This window comes from Streptomyces camelliae, from assembly GCF_027625935.1.
Lineage (GTDB): Bacteria > Actinomycetota > Actinomycetes > Streptomycetales > Streptomycetaceae > Streptomyces > Streptomyces camelliae.
In genome coordinates, this window is record NZ_CP115300.1 from 1,648,017 (window position 1) to 1,664,653 (window position 16,637).

Here is a 16,637-nt window from a genome sequence, read left to right on the forward strand (position 1 = left end):
CCGGGGTGAGGTGAGCGACGAGCGGCGGGTGGGGTGGCGGGTTCAGGCGTTGCGCCGGGCGCGGGCGTACATCTCTTCCGGCTTCGCCATGTACCGCCAGGGCCACGTGGTGTAGGCGCCCTGCAGCTCGCGGAAGACGCGCGGCAACACGAGCCTCTCGGAGGCCAGGGACAAGGCCATGGCGAACATGTTGAAGTCGTGCTGCCAGCCCGGGCGGCGCACATAGGCGGGGTGGAGGATGCTGCGCTCGGCCGATTCCAGCAACTCGTCCTGGATCGCGGGCGAGATGAGGCAGTTCTTACGGTCGGACTCGACCCAGTCCTCGATGTGCGCCATGGCGATCACGCAGCCGAGGCGATGGCCGTCGGGCGCTGCGGCGAACGCCTCACGGGCGTACGCCAGGGCCTCGCCGGGCTCGCCGCCCCAACGGGGCTGCAACTGCGACACCCACTCGACGTGGGTCTCCAGGTCCAGCGGGTCGCGGCGCAGGGCGGCGTCGAGCCGGGTCTCGTTGACAGCGGGGCCCAGCGACATGCCGCGGCCGGAGGTGAGCAGGCGGCGCCACGGCGTGACCCACTCCGGCCGCAGTTCAGCGGCCTCCAGCAGCTGCTCCTCGGCGATGTGGAGCCGCTCGTGGAAGACCCGCCACTGCTCCTGCGTGACGTCCACGGCACGCGCGCTCGTGCGCGCCTCCCAGCCCCAGGTGATGTGACGCGCCCCGGATATCAGCAGAGCCGTCGCCCGGTGCTCCTTGTCCTCCTCGACGGCCCGGCCGATCCAGTTCTGCACACCGTCCAGGTCGGCCAGCTCACCGAGCACTTGATGGTCTCGGCCGAGGTCGAAGGGTGCCAGCGCCGCCTTGACCGCCCCCCAGTCACCCGCGCCGGCCGCCTCCACCAACGCGAGCACCCGCGTGTCTCCGAGCGCGCGCAGTGTGTACATCCCGTTCTTCTGCCTGCGCGGGACGGGAAGGGCGTACGGATCCGCCGCCGGTCTCTCCCCACCCCTGCCGAACAGCCTGTCGAACATGCCGCGCCCTCCCCAGGTTCCGCGTGATCGTCCGGTGCAGCATAAGCGGCCCCACCGACACCGCCTGCAGCTGATCGGCGCTCCCCATACACCCGGCGGAGTAGTCATGATGGCTCCCCCCGCAGGATGACCGCGGGTGCCCCATGAGTGATGCTGTGGGCTGTGACAGCTGATCTTCGCCGAGCCGGAGCCGGAGACGGAAACGGAAACGGGCACGGGAGAGGGACCGGGACCGGGAACGAAAACGAGAACGGAGGCGCAGACGGAGACGGGAGCGCCGGTCCGGCATCCGCTCCGTCGTCGCCCCCTGCCGAGCACGCGCACCGGCCTCGCCGCTCCCGGCTGCGGCGGTGGCTGCGGCGCACCGCGCTGGGCTGTGCCGTCGTGCTGGTGGTCGTCACGGCGGCCTCGTTCGTCTACAACGCCGTCACGGCCGGGCGCGCCGCGCCGCCGCGGGGGCTCAGGTACGTGCAGGCCGCCGACATCCGCACGCGCTACCAGACCTGGGGTACGGCGGGCCCACCCGTCGTCCTGGTGCACGGCGCCTTCGAATCCGTGGACACCTGGTCGCGCCTTGCCCCGCTGCTCGCCCGCGACCACCGGGTGTACGCGCTCGACCTGACGGGCGACGGATACAGCGAGCGCCACGGCCCGTACACCGTCGCCCATTTCACCCGGCAGCTCCTGGGCTTCCTGGACGCCACGCACCTCGGCGGCCCGGGCGGGCGCCCGCTGCTGGTGGGGCACTCCAGCGGAGCCGCCGTGGTCGCCGAGGCGGCGCTGCGGGCCCCTGGCCGGCTGGGGGGTGTGATGCTCCTCGACGGCGACGCCCTCGACACGGGCGCCGGGCCGCCGCCGGCCTTGAAGTACGTGCTGATCGACCCGTACCGCACCAGCCTGCTGCGGCTCGGGCTCGGCATCGACGCGGTGATCCGCAGCGTGTACGACGCACAGTGCGGGCCCTCCTGTCCGCGCCTGGACGCCGCCGGTCTGGATCAGTGGCGACGCCCGCTCCGGGTGCCGGGCGCGGAGAACGCGCTCTGGAGCATGCTGGCCGCGGGGGTGCCGGGTCTGCCCGCGGACCAGGTGGCCCGGCTCACCGGGGTGCGCCTGCCCAAGTCCGTGGTGTTCGGAGCCCAGGACGACGTGTTCACCCGGCAGACACCGCAGGAGACCGCCCGGCGCATCGGCGCACCGCCGCCCACGCTCATCCCGGGTGCCCGCCACCTGACGCCGATCTCCAGCCCCGAGGCGGTCGCGGCAGCCGTGGACAGGCTCACGGCGGCATCGGTCGCAGCGTCCAGGTGACCGCGCCGTCACCCGGAGACGGACATCTCCGGGTTGCCGTAGTAGGCGTTGGGGCCGTGTTTGCGGGTGTAGTGCCGCTCCAGGAGGTGACGGGGCGGCGGGCCGGCGGGCGCCAGGTTCAGTGTGTGGATGGCGATGTCGGCGACGGCCTCGCAGACGATGGCATGTTCCAGGGACTTGCGGGCGGTGGCGCCCCAGGTGAAGGGCCCGTGGTGGGCGACGAGTGCGGCGGGCACCTCCGCGGCCTTCCGGTCGCCCTCTTCCAGCGTGTCCACGATGACGCGGCCGGTGTTGTACGGGTCGCCGGCTCACCTCCGTGGTGGGCTTGCGGCCACGGAGGTGTGCCGGGCCGCCCATCGGCGGGCCGGTCGGACGGCGAACGGGATCGGAACCGGCTCACCGGCCGGCCGTCGTCGCCTGACGCGCGGCCGGGGCCGCCCCGTGGCCGCCGTCGGTGCCGAGTGCGCGCAGGATCTCCTCGACGCTCCGCTTGGCGTCACCGAAGAGCATGCTGCTGTTCTCGCGGAAGAAGAGCGGGTTCTGCACGCCCGCGTAGCCGGAGGCCATGGAGCGCTTGAAGACGATGACCTGCTCCGCCTCCCAGACGCGCAGCACCGGCATGCCGGCGATCGGGCTGCCCGGGTCATCGGTCGCGGCCGGGTTGACGGTGTCGTTCGCGCCGATGACGAGGACGACCGAGGTGCCGGCGAAGTCGTCGTTGATCTCGTCCATCTCCAGGACGATGTCGTACGGCACCTTCGCCTCGGCCAGCAGTACGTTCATGTGCCCGGGCAGGCGCCCGGCGACGGGGTGGACGCCGAAGCGCACCTCGACACCCCGCTCGCGCAGGTGCCGCGTCAGTTCCGCCACCGGGTGCTGGGCCTGGGCGACGGCCATGCCGTAACCGGGGGTGATGATCACCGAGCGGGCCCGGGCGAGCATCTCGGCCGCCTCCGCGGGCCGCACCTCGCGATGCTCGCCCTGCTCCTCGCCCCCGCCCGTGGGGGCTTCGATGCCGAAACCGCCCGCGATGACGGAGATGAAGGACCGGTTCATCGCCTTGCACATGATGTACGACAGGTAGGCGCCGGAAGAGCCCACCAGCGCGCCCGTGACGATCAGCAGGTTGTTGTCGAGCAGGAAGCCCGCCGCGGCCGCAGCCCAGCCCGAGTAGCTGTTCAGCATGGAGACGACGACGGGCATGTCGCCGCCGCCGATGGAGGCGACCAGGTGCCAGCCGAGGGTCAGCGCCAGCGCGGTGACCGCGATCATCAGCGGCAGGTCCGGACGAACCGTGAACCAGACGGTCAGCGCGACGAACGCGCCCAGCGCGCCGAGGTTCAGCACGTTCTTGCCGGGCAGCGTGAGCGGACGGGACTTGATGCGCGCGGAGAGCTTCAGGAACGCCACGATCGAGCCGGTGAAGGTGACGGCGCCGATGAAGACGCCGATGAACACTTCGGCATGGTGGATGCCCAGCAGGCCGGCGCCGACCCGCGTCTGCGCCGTGCCGTGCGCCTCCACCTCCAGGTAGCTGTTCCAGCCCACCAGCACCGCGGCGAGGCCGACGAAGCTGTGCAGCACCGCGATCAGTTCCGGCATCTGCGTCATCTCGACGCGGCGGGCCCGCCACAGGCCGATCGCCGCGCCGAGTGCCATGGCCAGCACGATCAGGGTCACCGCCCCGGCGGTGATGCTCTGCGCCGCCACCACGACCGTGGCGACCAGTGCGCAGGCCATCCCGGCGATGCCGTAGACGACGCCGGCGCGGGAGGTGCGGTGCTGGGACAGGCCGGCCAGGCTGAGGATGAACAGCAGCGCGGCGACCAGGTCGGCCGAGTGGGAGGCCGTCAGGGAGGTCATCTCGGCTCAGCCTTTCGAGAACATGGACAGCATGCGGCGGGTGACGGCGAAACCTCCGAAGATGTTCACGCTCGTCAACAGGATCGCCACGCAGGACAGCGCGGTGACGGTCCGGCTCTCGTGCCCGATCTGCAGCAGGGCGCCGATCACGACGATCCCGGAGATCGCGTTGGTCACCGACATCAGCGGCGTGTGCAGTGCGTGGTGCACCTTGCCGATGACGTAGTAGCCGATCACCACCGCCAGCGCGAACACCGTGAAGTTCTCCGCCAGTTGCGCGGGAGCGAAGGCCACCAGCAGGAACATCGCGAGCATGCCGAGCCCGATCAGGCCGAAGCGTCCCGCAGGCGTCAGCCTCCGCTGCTTCGGCTCGGGTGCGGCGGGCTCGGCCGCCTGCTGCGCGGCGGGCTCGGCCGACACCGCCACGGGCGGGGGCGGCCAGGTGACGTCGCCGTCCCGCACCACGGTCACGGCCCGCTGCACGATGTCGTCGAAGTCGACCGCCGGCCGCCCGTCCCTGGCGGGGGTGAGCAGCTTCAGCAGGTTCACCAGGTTGGTGCCGAACAGCTGCGAGGCCTGGGCGGGCAGCCGGGACGCGAGGTCGGTGTAGCCGATGATGGTGACGCCGTTGTCCGTGACCACCGCGCGCCCCGGCACGGTGCCCTCGACGTTGCCGCCCTGGGCGGCGGCCATGTCGACGATGACGCTGCCCGGCTTCATGACGGCCACGTCCTCGGCCGACAGCAGGCGAGGCGCCGGCCGGCCGGGGATCAGCGCGGTGGTGATCACGACGTCCACGTCCGCGGCCTGCTCGTGGTAGAGCTCGGCGGCGGCACGGTCGTAGTCGGCCGAGGTCGCCTTGGCATAGCCGTCGGTGCCGGTCTCCTGGGCGACGTTCACCGGGAGGTACTCGCCGCCCAGCGACCTCACCTGGTCGGCCACCTCGGGCCGCGGGTCGGTGGCCCGCACGATCGCGCCGAGGCTGGAGGCGGCGCCGATCGCCGCCAGACCGGCCACGCCCGCCCCGGCGACCAGCACCTTCGCCGGCGGCACCTTGCCCGCCGCGGTGACCTGACCGGTGAAGAACCGGCCGAAGACGTGCGCGGCCTCGATGACCGCCCGGTACCCGGCGATGTTCGCCATCGACGACAGCACGTCCATCGACTGCGCGCGCGAGATGCGAGGCACCGCGTCCAGCGCCAGAGCCGTCACGCCGGCCGCGGCCAGTCTCCGGAGCAGCTCGGGCGCCTGCGCCGGGGCCAGCAGGGCGACCACGGTCGTGCCTTCCCGCAGCCGGGTGATTTCCGTGTCGGAGGGAGCGTTCACTTTCAGGACGACATCCGCGTCCCAGGCCTGGCCGATCCCGGCGCCGGCATCAAGGTAGGCCTGGTCGCCGAAACCGGAGGCCGCGCCGGCCCCGGACTCGACCACGACCTCGTAGCCGAGGCCCAGCAGTTGACGCACCGTCGTCGGTGTCGCCGCGACACGCGTCTCCCCGGGAGCGGACTCGACCACGACACCGATGCGCTGGGGTGGGTGTTGCGCAGATTCTTGTGCAGACATGTCTCGTGTTCTCTCCTTGGGAGGAGGGTTCGACGGGTATCCGCGTTCAAAAGGGCGTTCACGGGACTCGTTCCGTGAACGCGCGCCACAGGAAACCTACCCGTCGGAGTCGCCCGGGGCGGCGGACCCGGCCGTCGGGAGGGAGAACCAGCATCAGCGAGCCGGTGTGTGCGGCCCTCCCCCGAACTCGCCGATCGCGCCGAGCTGCTCCCCAACTCCCCTCTGTGACAAGCGTGTTGTGCTGCAACGCCCTGACGATCGCGGCGCTATACTCGCGCCACCACTCGAACGGACTGAGGAACAGCGGGGGGCTGCGGTGAGCGGGCGGAGTCATCTGGTCGAGGTCGAGCTGGACAGCGGTGAGGTCGTACTGGCGGAGGTTCTGTCGGCGGGGGGCTCCGATGTGGCCGACACCGGACGCCTGCGGCTGTCGCAGGCCCGCCAGGCGCTGGGCGAGGTCGGCCGGTGGGCACTGGAGAGCGTCCGCGAGTCGCTACCCGAACCGCCCGACCGGATCGACGTCGAGTTCGGAGTCAAGCTGGCCGTGAAGACGGGAAAGCTGGTGGCGGTCATCGCCGAGACCGGCGGCGAGGCCAGCGTCACCGTCCGGATGGGCTGGGACCGGGCCACCGAGAGCGGCTCCGCGACGGGAAGCTGAACCCATGACGCTGGACCCCCGTCTGGCCGAACTCGCGGACAGCCACGCCGTGGCGATACACGTCGGCGGAAGGTTCAAGGGCAGCGGATTCGTCCTCACCCCGGAACTGGTCGTCACCTGCGCCCACGTCGTCGAGGAGGCCGCGGACGAGGTGCTGGTCCGGATCTCCGGCTCCGCCGACCGGACCGGCACCGTGATCGCCCGCCATCCACCCCGGCGGGGCGGCGGAGAGTACTACGACAGCCCGGACATCGCCCTGGTAAGTCTGGGCGAGCGGCTGGACCGGCAAGGGGTGTGGCTCGCCGAGGAGCCGCCGCAGGCCGGCGCGGTCGTCGTGGCCCGCGGCTTCAGCCGGTTCACCGCCGAGCCGGGCGTGCAGCGGGACTCGCTGTCGATGACCGTCCGTGGCCCGGCCGGCTCCCTGCTGGGCGTCAAGGAAGACCGGATAGAGGTGGGCCTCAGCGGCGCTCTGGTGCTGGACACCACGACCGGCAGGGTGTGCGGCATGGTCAAGGCGTCTCGCAAACTCGAAGAGGTTCAGGGAGGCTGGATCGTCCCGGCCCACGTCATCGCCGAGCACACGGCAGCCGCCGTGGATGAGAACCCGCACCGGCCGGGCACCGCCTGGTTCGATCTGGCCTCGCGCAGATCCGAGTTGCACGCCCAGCTGTTCGGTGCGGACCGGCACCCGGCGCGCGTCGCGGCTCCGCGGCCGGACCGGCCGCCGTCCTGGTGGCTGCAGACCGCCAACGAGGTGGTGCCCTTCATCGCCCGGCCCGAACTGGACGACCTTCTCGCCTGGTGCCTGCGGGAGGACGGCATGGGCATGCGGCTGGTCACCGCGCCGGGCGGCTCGGGCAAGACCCGCCTGGCGATGCGGCTGTGCCAGGTGCTCGACGAGCAGGGCTGGATCGCCGGGTTCCTGCCGGGCGACTCCCACGAGACCGTTCCGCACATATGGGAGGCTCTGGACGCCGGGTACCGGGTGCTGGTGGTGGTCGACTACGCCGAAACGCGCACCGATCTCAACAAGGCACTGCTGACGGCCCTGGAACAGGAAGAGCCCGGCAGGGTGCGCGTTCTGCTGCTCGCCCGGTCGGACGGCCTGTGGTGGAACAGTCTGAAGAACGGGGACGTCGTGGACGGCACCCCGGTCCGCCTGTCCCCGCTCGGCGAGCGCACCGGACCCGGCCCGGTGCTGTCCGCGGCATGGCAGGCGTTCCACGCCGCCATCATCGGCGAGCCCACCCCGGCGCCTCCGGCCCTGCCGGAAGCCGACGGCCCCGACGACGTACTGAGCCTGCACGCACTGGCCCTGGACGCGGTGCTCGCGCGCCGTGACGGAGTCCGCGTCGGGTCGTGGGACCCACTGGGACGCGTGCTCAGGCATGAGCAGAAGTACTGGACCGACCTGGCGCAGGAGCACGAGGCGCCACTGCCCGTGAAAGACGCGTCGGTCAGGCGTGTACTGCTGCTCCCCGCGTTGTTCTCCGCCGCCTCCGCAGAACAGGCCCAGGCTGCCCTCGGCCGTCTGGAGACGGTGCCGGAGAACGCGCTGGCGGGCGCCGCCGATGTGCTGCACCGGCTGTACCCGCATCCCGGCCTGTACTGGGCACCCCTGCAACCCGACCGGCTGGCCGAGCAGTTGCTGTCCCAGGTGATCGACGACGCCGGCAGCGCCGAGGCGTCCGTCGGCCTGCTGACCTCCGTACTCGCCGACTGCACCTTCGCACAGGCCGAGCAGGCCATGACGGTCCTCGACCGCACCCGTGTCGCCCTGCACCGGCGGGGCTCCCACGAGCCGGCCACCTGGCTGACGCAGAGCATGGGCACTCTCATCCGCACCCGTCCCCTGGACTTCCTCCCGCCCGCAGCCGGCGTACTGAGCCCGGGAACCCCGGGATGGAACGTGTTCCGGGAGGTGCTGGAGAGCGCCGATTACGTCGATGTGCTGCTCCCCCTCCACCAGCGGGTGGCCCGTACGGGGCGGAACTCGGAGATGGTCCACGCGATCCTCGGCGCGCTGCTGCTGCGCTACGACCGCTCCGTCTCCTCCCGGATCTGGGCCTCGAAGGGCGGGGAGAGGGCCGCGCAGCTGCTCCAGGCGGTGTGGGAGATCGCAAACTTCTTCGCGGCCCGCGGTGAGCCGGAGCACGCCTGGCTGCACTCCCGCACAGCCGCGGCCTTCGCCGCGAAGCTCGCCCGAGCCGATCCCGACACCTACGGCCCCGTCCATGCCGCCTGCCTCGACGTCCTCGGCTACCGGCTGGTCGAGCTCGACCGGTACCGCCCGGCCCTGCGGGTCGCCCGGCGAGCGGTCAAGGTACGCAGGGCCCTGGCGCGGCGCGACCCGGCCCACCGGCCGCTCCTCGCGCAGGCCTTGACTCGCCTGGGCAGCCTGCTGGCCACGACCGGGAAACCGGATGCCGCGCTGCGAGCGTCCGAGGAGGCCGCCGGGATCGCACTCGGCCTGGCCCGCGAGGACCAGCAGGGATGGGCCGGGCTGGTCACCGCGGTCTACAACAACTACGGCCTGCTGCTGAGCGGGGCCGGCCGGCAGGCGGAAGCGGAAGAAGCCGCGAAGGTGCTGGCGAATGCCGTCGCCGTGAGCGATGCACAGCCATGGACACCCGCGCAACGGGCCGGCCTGAAACCGTACCGGCGCACGGTCGCACGCCTCCTGGCGCGGGAATCGATCACCGACTACTCGTTGATGCTCACCGCAGCCGAGTACCCGGAGGAGACGGACGACGATCCGCGCTGACGAGCCGGTGCGGGCGGGCGGGGCCGGCTCCCGGGCTCGCGCCCGGGAACCGGCCCGCCGGCGTGCGTGCCTGCGGTGTCATTTACCGGCCGAAGCCGTAGGCGAACAGATGGTCGGTACCCGTCGATCCCGTCACCGGCAGCGTGATCGACGCCACCTGCTTGGACGGATCCAGCGGGACCTTCGTGGCGAAGACGTAGGTCTTGACGTTGTCCCGGCCCCCGCTCCCGGTGTTCCGGTAGGCCGTCGTCACCGCCGTGGTGTCACCCGGGAGCGGCTTGCCGGACCCGCCGCCCAGCGTCCAGTCCGAGAAGCCGACCGTCGCCTTCGAGACGGTGCCGTCGGTGTAGGTGACGGTCACCGTGCCCGAGACCCCGCTGCCGTCGGTCGGCGCGTTGGTCGCCGCGCCCAGCAGACCCAGCGAGGCGCCCGACGTGCCGGCCGGCATCGAGATGGTCTGGCCGGCCATCTCCAGGTTGTCCAGCTGACCGGACGTCACCGTCGGCCAGGTGTAGGAGATGCCGTCGACCGTGAGGGTGGAACCGCTGGTGACACCCGCCGCCGACAGCGCGTTCTGCGACAACGCCCAGCCACCGTTGTCGAAGCCGCCCGAGAAGCTGCTGCCGTCGGGGTAGACGCCCTCGTTGGTGTCGTACGGCCACAGCGCACCGGCCTTGGCGACGGCCACGCGGAGGGTCGCCCCGCCCAGTGCCGCACCGGTGGTGTGATCGGTCAGCGCGAAGGTGACCGGGAACGTCCCCTCGCTCGCTCCCGCCGTCACATGGACCTTCGCCTCGGCCCTGCCCGAGGCGGGCACCGTCAGCGAGCCGGACGCCGTGTCCAGCGTGACGCCGGAGGGCGCCGTCGCCTGCCAGCCGACCGTGACGGCCGCGCTGCCGAGGTTGGTCAGGTCGAGTGTGCCGTCACCGGACGTGCCCGGCTGGAGCACCAGGCCGTCGCTGGAGGGACCGGTCGCGGCCAGCACCCGGCCGCCGCCCGTGGTGTCCGACGGCGGCGCCGCCGAAGGATCGGACGCCCAGGAGGGGTCGGGCTGGGTGCCGAGCGTGAAGTCGATGCTCCCCGCGCCCTTGAACTGCCCGTACGTCAGCCAGGAGGTCTTCCATTCCTTGCCCTTGACGCTGAGCGACTGCACATACGGCGCGTCGGGCGCGGCCTGCGGTGCGTCGATCCGCACCGTCCTGCCGCCTGCGAAGGTCACCTGGGCCACCGGGAAGACCGGACTGCCGAGCGCCAGGGTGTCCGTGCCCGGGGTCTCGGGGTACAGGCCGAGTTCGGACCAGACGTACCAGGAGCTCATCGCGCCGAGGTCGTCGTTGCCGAAGGAGCCGACCGGGGCGTTGAAGTACAGCTCCTGCTGGGCCTTGCGGACGGCGGCCTGGGTCTTCCACGGCCGGCCCGTGTAGTCGTACTCCCAGGGGATCTCCACGCTGGGCTCGTTGCTCAGGTCGGCGTTGGTGTTGCCGGGATTGGTGATGTCGTCGAGCAGGCTGTCCAGGTACGACGAGTACGCGTCGGCACCGCCGCGTGCCTGGATGAGCTGCTTGAGGTTGAACGGGACCATGGGCGTGTACTGGGCCGACGTGCCCTCCACGAAGCCGTTGGAGGTGCCGGGGGTGAAACCGCCCGCGAACTGGCCGTCCTTGTCCTTGCCCTGCAGGTAGCCGGTCTGCGGATTGAAGACGTTCATCCAGTCCTGGGCGCGGGTGGCGAACTTCTCGTACACGGCCGTGTTGCCGAGCGACTTCGCGAAGGCGGCGAAGGCGTAGTCGGCGGAGTCGTACTCCAGTTGCGTGGAGACCGGGCCGTAGAAATTGCAGCAGCCGTAGTCGCCCTCGTCCAGCGGGAGATAGCCCCTCGCGTCCCGTACCGACTCGCCGGGGCGGTCGTTGTTCGCGGCGGTGGCCTCGTGCTGGAGAGCGGCGAGCGCCTTGCCGGTGTCGAAGCCCGTCGCGCCGAAGGCGTACGCGTCGGCGATGATGCCGGCGGCCGGGTCACCGACCATCACGTAGCTCTCCCCGTTGTTCGACGCCCACTTGGGCAGCAGACCCGTCTGGTCGTAGCCGTTGAGCATCGAGGTGACGACGTCGCCGGCGACCTCGGGCTCGACCATCGCCATCAGCTGGGTCTGGGAGCGGTAGGTGTCCCAGCCCGAGTAGTTGGCGTACTGGGCCTTCTGCCCCCGGGTCAGCTTGTGGACCTGGTTGTCCATCCCCATGTACCGGCCGTTGTCGTCGGAGAAGATGTTCGGGTGCAGCAGCGCGTGGTAGAGCGCGGTGTAGAACTGCGCCTGCTGGTCCGGGGTGCCGCCGCCGATCTGAAGCTTGTTCAGCACCGCGTTCCAGGCCTTGTGGTTGGCCTGCTCGACGGTGTCGAGGTTCCATGTCCTGATCTCGGTGGCAACGTTGTCCGCCGCGCCCGCGTCATCCGTGTACGAGATGCCGACCTTCGCGCTCACCGTGGGGTGGGTGGAGGTGTCGAAGGTCAGGTACATGCCGTTCGCGCCCGTCGTGGGGGGCTGGGCGGCCTCGACCGTGGCCGAAGACCGGGATGCGGTGCCGGCGCTCGGCGTCGGTGACGGCGTGCCGGAGGCCTTGGCGCCGCTCCCGTGGATCGTCGGAGCCGGCTTCGCCGGGACGGTGAAGTGCTTCTCCTTCAGCGGCGCGGACTTGGGCGCCTGGGGGGTCTGCTGGACCTTGCCCGCCTTCAGCGACGTCGCGTCGGGGTTGATGGTGCTGCCCACCCAGGTGCCGCTCGCCGTGAACGGCTGGTCGAACTTGATGTCGAAGTGCAGCGTGTATCTGTTGCTCGCGCCGCAGAAGTGGCCGCTGTCGATCGCACCGCTGATCTCCCGGTCGTTCACCACCTGGACGCGGGTTCCGTCCACCTGCGTGGCACCGCCGCTGAGCTTGAACAGCAGGTTGGCCTGCCGGCCCGCCGGGAAGGTGAAGCGGCCCAGGCCGGCGCGGGTGGTGTCGGTCAACTCGGTCTTGACGCCGCTCGCGTCGGTCACCTTGTAGTAGCCGATGCCCGCCTGCTCGTCGGCGTGACTGAAGCCGACGGACGTGCCGCCGAGGCTGCCCGACAGCGCGCCGGTCACCGGCAGGATGGGCAGGTCGCCGGCGACGGGGCAGCCGGGTCCCGAGACATGGGTGAGGCTGAAGCCGGAGATCTTGTTGTCGTTGTACTCGTAGCCGCCGCCGTCAGGGCGGTGGGGCGCGGTGTCGGGGCCCCACTGCACCATGCCGGCCGGCATGTCGGGACCGGGGAAGGTGTCCACGGCCCCGGACGTGCCGATGAGGGGGTTGACGAGGGACGCGGGATCCTTCACGAAGGCCGGCGTCGCGGTGCTCGCGGCATGGGCGCTTCCCCCTGCCGTGAGCGGGAGGGCGGCCATGCCCAGCACCGAGACCACGGCCAGGCGTCGGCGGAATCTCTTGCGGTCACGTGGCGCAGCTGAACGTCGGGGTCTCACCATCGGTTGCCTCCGCAGCGGTTCGTGCTTCGCACATCAGGTGACGGCGTACCGAAGAACGCCGGAACGCCGGCGACAGGCAACAGTTCCGGCCACTGCCGCAGCCTGACAACGTTGCCATGCACGAGTGTTGAGTGAAACGTGTGCGCTCGTGACATGTCAACGAGGCCAACACAACTTTCTGAGTGCGCAGTTCACAGACGGGCACGTGCGACTACGGATGCCGAAGACTCCGCCCTCCGGCCGCCGCCGACGAACGCCACCGTCGGCATGCTCAACGACCTCGGCGCGTCTCCACCGGACGCCCGCGGTCTGCCACCGCGACCACCCAGCCGCACAAGGTGCCTGCGTCACAAGGGAATTGTCCCTCCCCCGCAACCGGCGATACACCCGGATGTCACGCAAGATCATCAGACTGTCATGTCCATGCACGCACCATTGCACGCATTTACCTGGAGGGTTCCTTGCTGACTCTGCGACGTCCCCAGCCGTCCTGGGCCAAGCGCTTCGCGGTGCTGATCGCCGCCATCGCGTCCGTGCTCAGCGTGTCCGCCGTCAACAGCCCTGCCGCGAACGCGGCGGTCTACAGCTCCTGCAACATCGCCGGATGCTCCGACGCAGCCTCGGCCAACTCGACCTGGTCCGACCTCGGCTACCCGACCAGTCGGGGCTGGTACGACTGGCCGGACGGCGAGTGCAGCTACGCGGGCGGCGAGTTCTACAACAACGACGGGCAGCTGCCTTCCGGTGACACCTTCTACGAGTACGACGTCTACCCGCGCGCGTGCGGCGCCCATCGGGACGCCTACCGGATCGTCGTCGACTCCGACACCGGCGCGGTCTGGTACTCGCCCAACCACTACACCGACTTCTACCAGCTCTGATCCTCCAGCAGGACTTCCGCCGGCCTGCTCCGACGAGCGGGTGAGGGTGGTGGGCTGATGCCCAGCAGGGGCGGTCCTCCCGGGACCGCCCCTCGATCGCCGCGATCAGGTCAGGACGAGTTCCAGTACGGTGACCGACAACGGCGGCACGGTACTGGTGAAGGTCGCTGCCGCGCCGGTGACGGTGCTCGTCCTGGGCACCAGCGTGTCGGGCTGTGCCAGCGTGTTGGTGGTGGTGCGCGAGGGGCCGGTCAGAATCGTCGCGGTGGCCTGCCTCTTGACCCCCTTGGCCAGCCCCTTCAGTTCGACCGGCACGTTCACCTTCTCCGTCCCGCAGTTGACGACCGCGAGGTAGAGGCGGTTCCCGGCGCGGGTGGCCACGGTGGCGAGGCCGGGCAGCGCACGCGCGCTGGCCGGCAGCACCGTGGTGCCGAGCCTGCTCGTCAGCATGTGCTGTGCCCAGTAGCTGGGCGACACATAGCTGGTGAGGTTGTCGTAGGCGATCAGATTGGTGGCCCAGACGTTGTTCTTGACGTGCGAGAAGAGCGGCGCGTAGCACTCCATGAGGACCTGGTCCGAGTTGCGGATCAGCCCGGCCAGCCACGCGGCGTCACCGAGCGCGGCGTTGAGGTCAGGTGTGGGGCGGCCCTCCTGCGCGGCCCACTCTCCGACGAACACCTTCGTCGAATTGCGGTCCCGGTTGTCGTACTTGTGGGTGGAGGCCTGGGCGGCGGACGGCGCGAGGTAGTAGTGCTCGTCGATCAGGTCCGGCGTGCGGCTCGTCACGGACGTCGTGGCGATCAGCTTCAGATGCGGGTACTTCGCCTTGATCGCGTCGTAGAAGGCCGCGAACCGCTCGTTGTACGACCCCGAGGAGTCGAACCAGTCCTCGTTGCCGATCTCCACGTACTCCAGCGGGAACGGCTCCGGATGTCCGTCGGCGGCGCGTCGTGCGCCCCAGGTGCTGGTGACAGGACCGGTGATGTACTCGATCTCGTCGAGTGCGTCCTGGACGAACGGCTTGAGTGCGTCGCCGGTGACGTGGTCGCCCTTGAGCGCGTAGCCGGCGTAGACGGCGAGGACCGGCTGGGCACGCATGTCCTCGACCCATTCCAGGTATTCGAGGAGTCCGAGTCCGTCCGTGGACCAGTAGCCCCAGGCGTCGTCCATGTGGCCGGGGCGCTCCCAGACCGGACCGATGGTGTTCTTCCAGTTGAACCGTGTCGCGATCGTGTTGCCCTCCAGGAAGTTCCCGCCGGGGAAGCGCAGGAACTTCGGCTTCAGAGCGACCAGTTTGTCCATCAGGTCGATGCGCAGGCCGTTGGGCCGGTTGTTGTAGGTGGGCGGGAACAGGGACACGTGCTGGAGCCACAGGGTCTCGCCCGCGGCAGCGGGGTCGGCGGTGGTGACGGTCAGCCGTGCGTCACCGACCACGGGGGTGCGCGAACCGGTGCGCAGAGTCAGCTCGAACGGGCGGCCGGGGAAGGCGGTGCCGATGTGGGCCACGTGGGCGGACGCGTACACCGTCGCACCGTCCGCCGACTCGATGGCCACCCTGAGCGGGCCGATGCGTCGCGACGCCTTGGCGAACAGTCGGGCGGTGTAGGTGATTCTGGGCCGCACAGGTATGCCCCAGAAGCCGTCGTTGGCCACACCGGCCCGGTTTCCGGCCCCGGTGCCGCTCGGCAGAACGACCTTGAGGGAACGATTCAGCGCGGCGTTGAGCGGATTGGCGGTGTCGAGTGAGAGGGTCGTCCCGCCGACGGCGGACCAGTGGACGGGCGTGGTGTCGCTGGCCATCATCGAGCGGTTCTGCACCAGCTCGGCGTAGATGCCGCCCTCGCCGGAGTGGTTGATGTCCTCGAACATCAAACCGGGGAGGACGGGGGACACGGCGTGCGCGGGGTGGGCGACGTCCACGCTCAGCAGCGGCGTCGTGGTCTCCACGGGGACCCCGGCCAGCGCCGCGACCTGCTCGGAGGTGAGGACGGACGGGAACATCCATACGTCGTCGATCAGGCCGTGCCACTGATCGACGTGCCCGCCGCCGTAGAGCGCGCGGCCGATGGCGGTGTCGCCGGTGCCGGCCCAGCCTGCCGTGTAGGCGGTCTCGCCCTCCAGCACGCCGTTGACGTAGAGGCGGATGACCCCGGCGGCCGGGTCGCTGACGCCGACCAGGTGGGTCCAGGTGTTGGCGGCGGGCGCCGAAGCGGCGGCCGCCACCGCGGCACTCTGGGTGGCGTCCGAGCCCAGCCGGGCGAAGGCGAAGGTGCCGGTGTCGTCGCGCAGCCCCAGGTAGAAGGAGCTGACGACCTTGCCGTCGACACTGACGGCGGTCTGGTAGCCGCCGAGCTGGGCGAGGTTGACCCAGGCGCCCACCGAGAACGCCTTGGAGGTGTCGAGGGCCGGCCCGGACGCCGTGGCGTTGCCGCCCGCCGTGAGGCTCAGGCTGTGGGTGCCCACCTTGCCCGTGTCCCAGCCGGCCGCACCCTGGAGCGTCGCGCTGCGACCGTTGCCGGAGGAGTCGGCGGCCAGGGTTCCGGCGCCTTCGTCGAAGGTCCAGTGGGCGGCTGCGGCGGGGAGGTCCGCGGCGGTGGCGCTCGCGGATGTGCTGGTGAGTTCGGCGGCCCCGGCGGGAGCGGCGGCGGCGAAGGTGCCGGCGAGGGAGGCGGCGCCCAGGACGGTGAGGACGGTTCTGCGGGGCACTCCGGCTTCTGAAGGCATGCGGCTCATTCCTTTATGACAGACCGTTGCGTTGCGTACCGGCCGGAGCAGGGCAGCCTGCCGAAGCGTCAGCTAACCTTGTTCGATATCCCGTACGGCGATCGGTACTTCGAGCAGCAGGGATCTTAAGGTGTCGGCGAGGCCCGTCAACACCCCTCGTACGGCAATGCTTCTCCAGGCCTCATTCACCACGCGGTTCTCAAGAGGCAGCCGTGCAGGAGGACTTCTTCAAGCAGCACCACGCCCTACCCGCATCCAGGTCCCCCCGGTTCCGCGCGACGGACCCGCCCTCCGGGCGCGTAGAGCAGACGACGGATTCACCCACGGAGGGGACTGCACAGTGACAGCGCG

General features: G+C 70.7%; 9 protein-coding genes and 1 pseudogene. 4 read left to right on the forward strand and 6 right to left on the reverse strand.

Annotation, left to right across the window (positions count from 1 at the left end; translation table 11 throughout):
* Nucleotides 1-42: 42 nt before the first annotated feature.
* The gene (locus O1G22_RS07700; protein ID WP_270080627.1) at nucleotides 43-1,029 is read right to left on the reverse strand and encodes a hypothetical protein; all 987 of its coding nucleotides are present in this window, start codon (nucleotides 1,027-1,029) and stop codon (nucleotides 43-45) included.
* A gap of 384 nt (nucleotides 1,030-1,413) precedes the next feature.
* On the opposite strand from O1G22_RS07700, the gene O1G22_RS07705 reads away from it, so the two are divergent.
* Nucleotides 1,414-2,337 carry an alpha/beta fold hydrolase gene (locus tag O1G22_RS07705; protein ID WP_270080628.1) on the forward strand — a complete coding sequence of 308 codons (924 nt, stop codon included), beginning with the start codon at nucleotides 1,414-1,416 and terminating at the stop codon, nucleotides 2,335-2,337.
* 8 nt (nucleotides 2,338-2,345) lie between these two features.
* On the opposite strand, the pseudogene O1G22_RS07710 reads toward O1G22_RS07705, so the two are convergent.
* From O1G22_RS07710 to O1G22_RS07720, 3 genes and pseudogenes are all read right to left on the reverse strand, one after another.
* Nucleotides 2,346-2,633, reverse strand: a pseudogene (locus tag O1G22_RS07710) (class II aldolase/adducin family protein); the annotation flags it as partial.
* Nucleotides 2,634-2,733: 100 nt separating this feature from the next.
* Nucleotides 2,734-4,200, reverse strand: coding sequence for a Re/Si-specific NAD(P)(+) transhydrogenase subunit beta (gene pntB, locus O1G22_RS07715; RefSeq protein WP_270080629.1), 1,467 nt, complete (start codon nucleotides 4,198-4,200; stop codon nucleotides 2,734-2,736).
* Nucleotides 4,201-4,206: 6 nt separating this feature from the next.
* Nucleotides 4,207-5,763, reverse strand: a complete 1,557-nt coding sequence (locus O1G22_RS07720; protein WP_270080630.1) for a Re/Si-specific NAD(P)(+) transhydrogenase subunit alpha — start codon at nucleotides 5,761-5,763, stop codon at nucleotides 4,207-4,209.
* A 316-nt stretch (nucleotides 5,764-6,079) separates the two neighbouring features.
* On the opposite strand from O1G22_RS07720, the gene O1G22_RS07725 reads away from it, so the two are divergent.
* Nucleotides 6,080-6,421 (forward strand): CU044_2847 family protein, encoded by a 342-nt coding sequence (locus tag O1G22_RS07725; protein ID WP_270080631.1) that lies wholly within the window; start codon nucleotides 6,080-6,082, stop codon nucleotides 6,419-6,421.
* Nucleotides 6,422-6,425: 4 nt separating this feature from the next.
* Complete coding sequence (locus tag O1G22_RS07730) at nucleotides 6,426-9,185, forward strand: trypsin-like peptidase domain-containing protein (protein WP_270080632.1); 2,760 nt, start codon at nucleotides 6,426-6,428, stop codon at nucleotides 9,183-9,185.
* Nucleotides 9,186-9,267: 82 nt separating this feature from the next.
* Here O1G22_RS07730 and O1G22_RS07735 read toward each other — a convergent pair whose 3' ends face one another.
* Complete coding sequence (locus O1G22_RS07735) at nucleotides 9,268-12,600, reverse strand: lectin (RefSeq protein ID WP_270080633.1); 3,333 nt, start codon at nucleotides 12,598-12,600, stop codon at nucleotides 9,268-9,270.
* Between the two features lie 542 nt (nucleotides 12,601-13,142).
* Here O1G22_RS07735 and O1G22_RS07740 point away from each other — a divergent pair.
* Nucleotides 13,143-13,562: a ribonuclease domain-containing protein gene (locus O1G22_RS07740; RefSeq protein WP_270080634.1), complete on the forward strand. Its 420-nt coding sequence runs from the start codon at nucleotides 13,143-13,145 to the stop codon at nucleotides 13,560-13,562.
* A 105-nt stretch (nucleotides 13,563-13,667) separates the two neighbouring features.
* On the opposite strand, the gene O1G22_RS07745 is transcribed toward O1G22_RS07740, so the two are convergent.
* Nucleotides 13,668-16,286, reverse strand: a complete 2,619-nt coding sequence (locus tag O1G22_RS07745) for a LamG-like jellyroll fold domain-containing protein (protein ID WP_270080635.1) — start codon at nucleotides 16,284-16,286, stop codon at nucleotides 13,668-13,670.
* Nucleotides 16,287-16,637 lie beyond the last annotated feature (351 nt).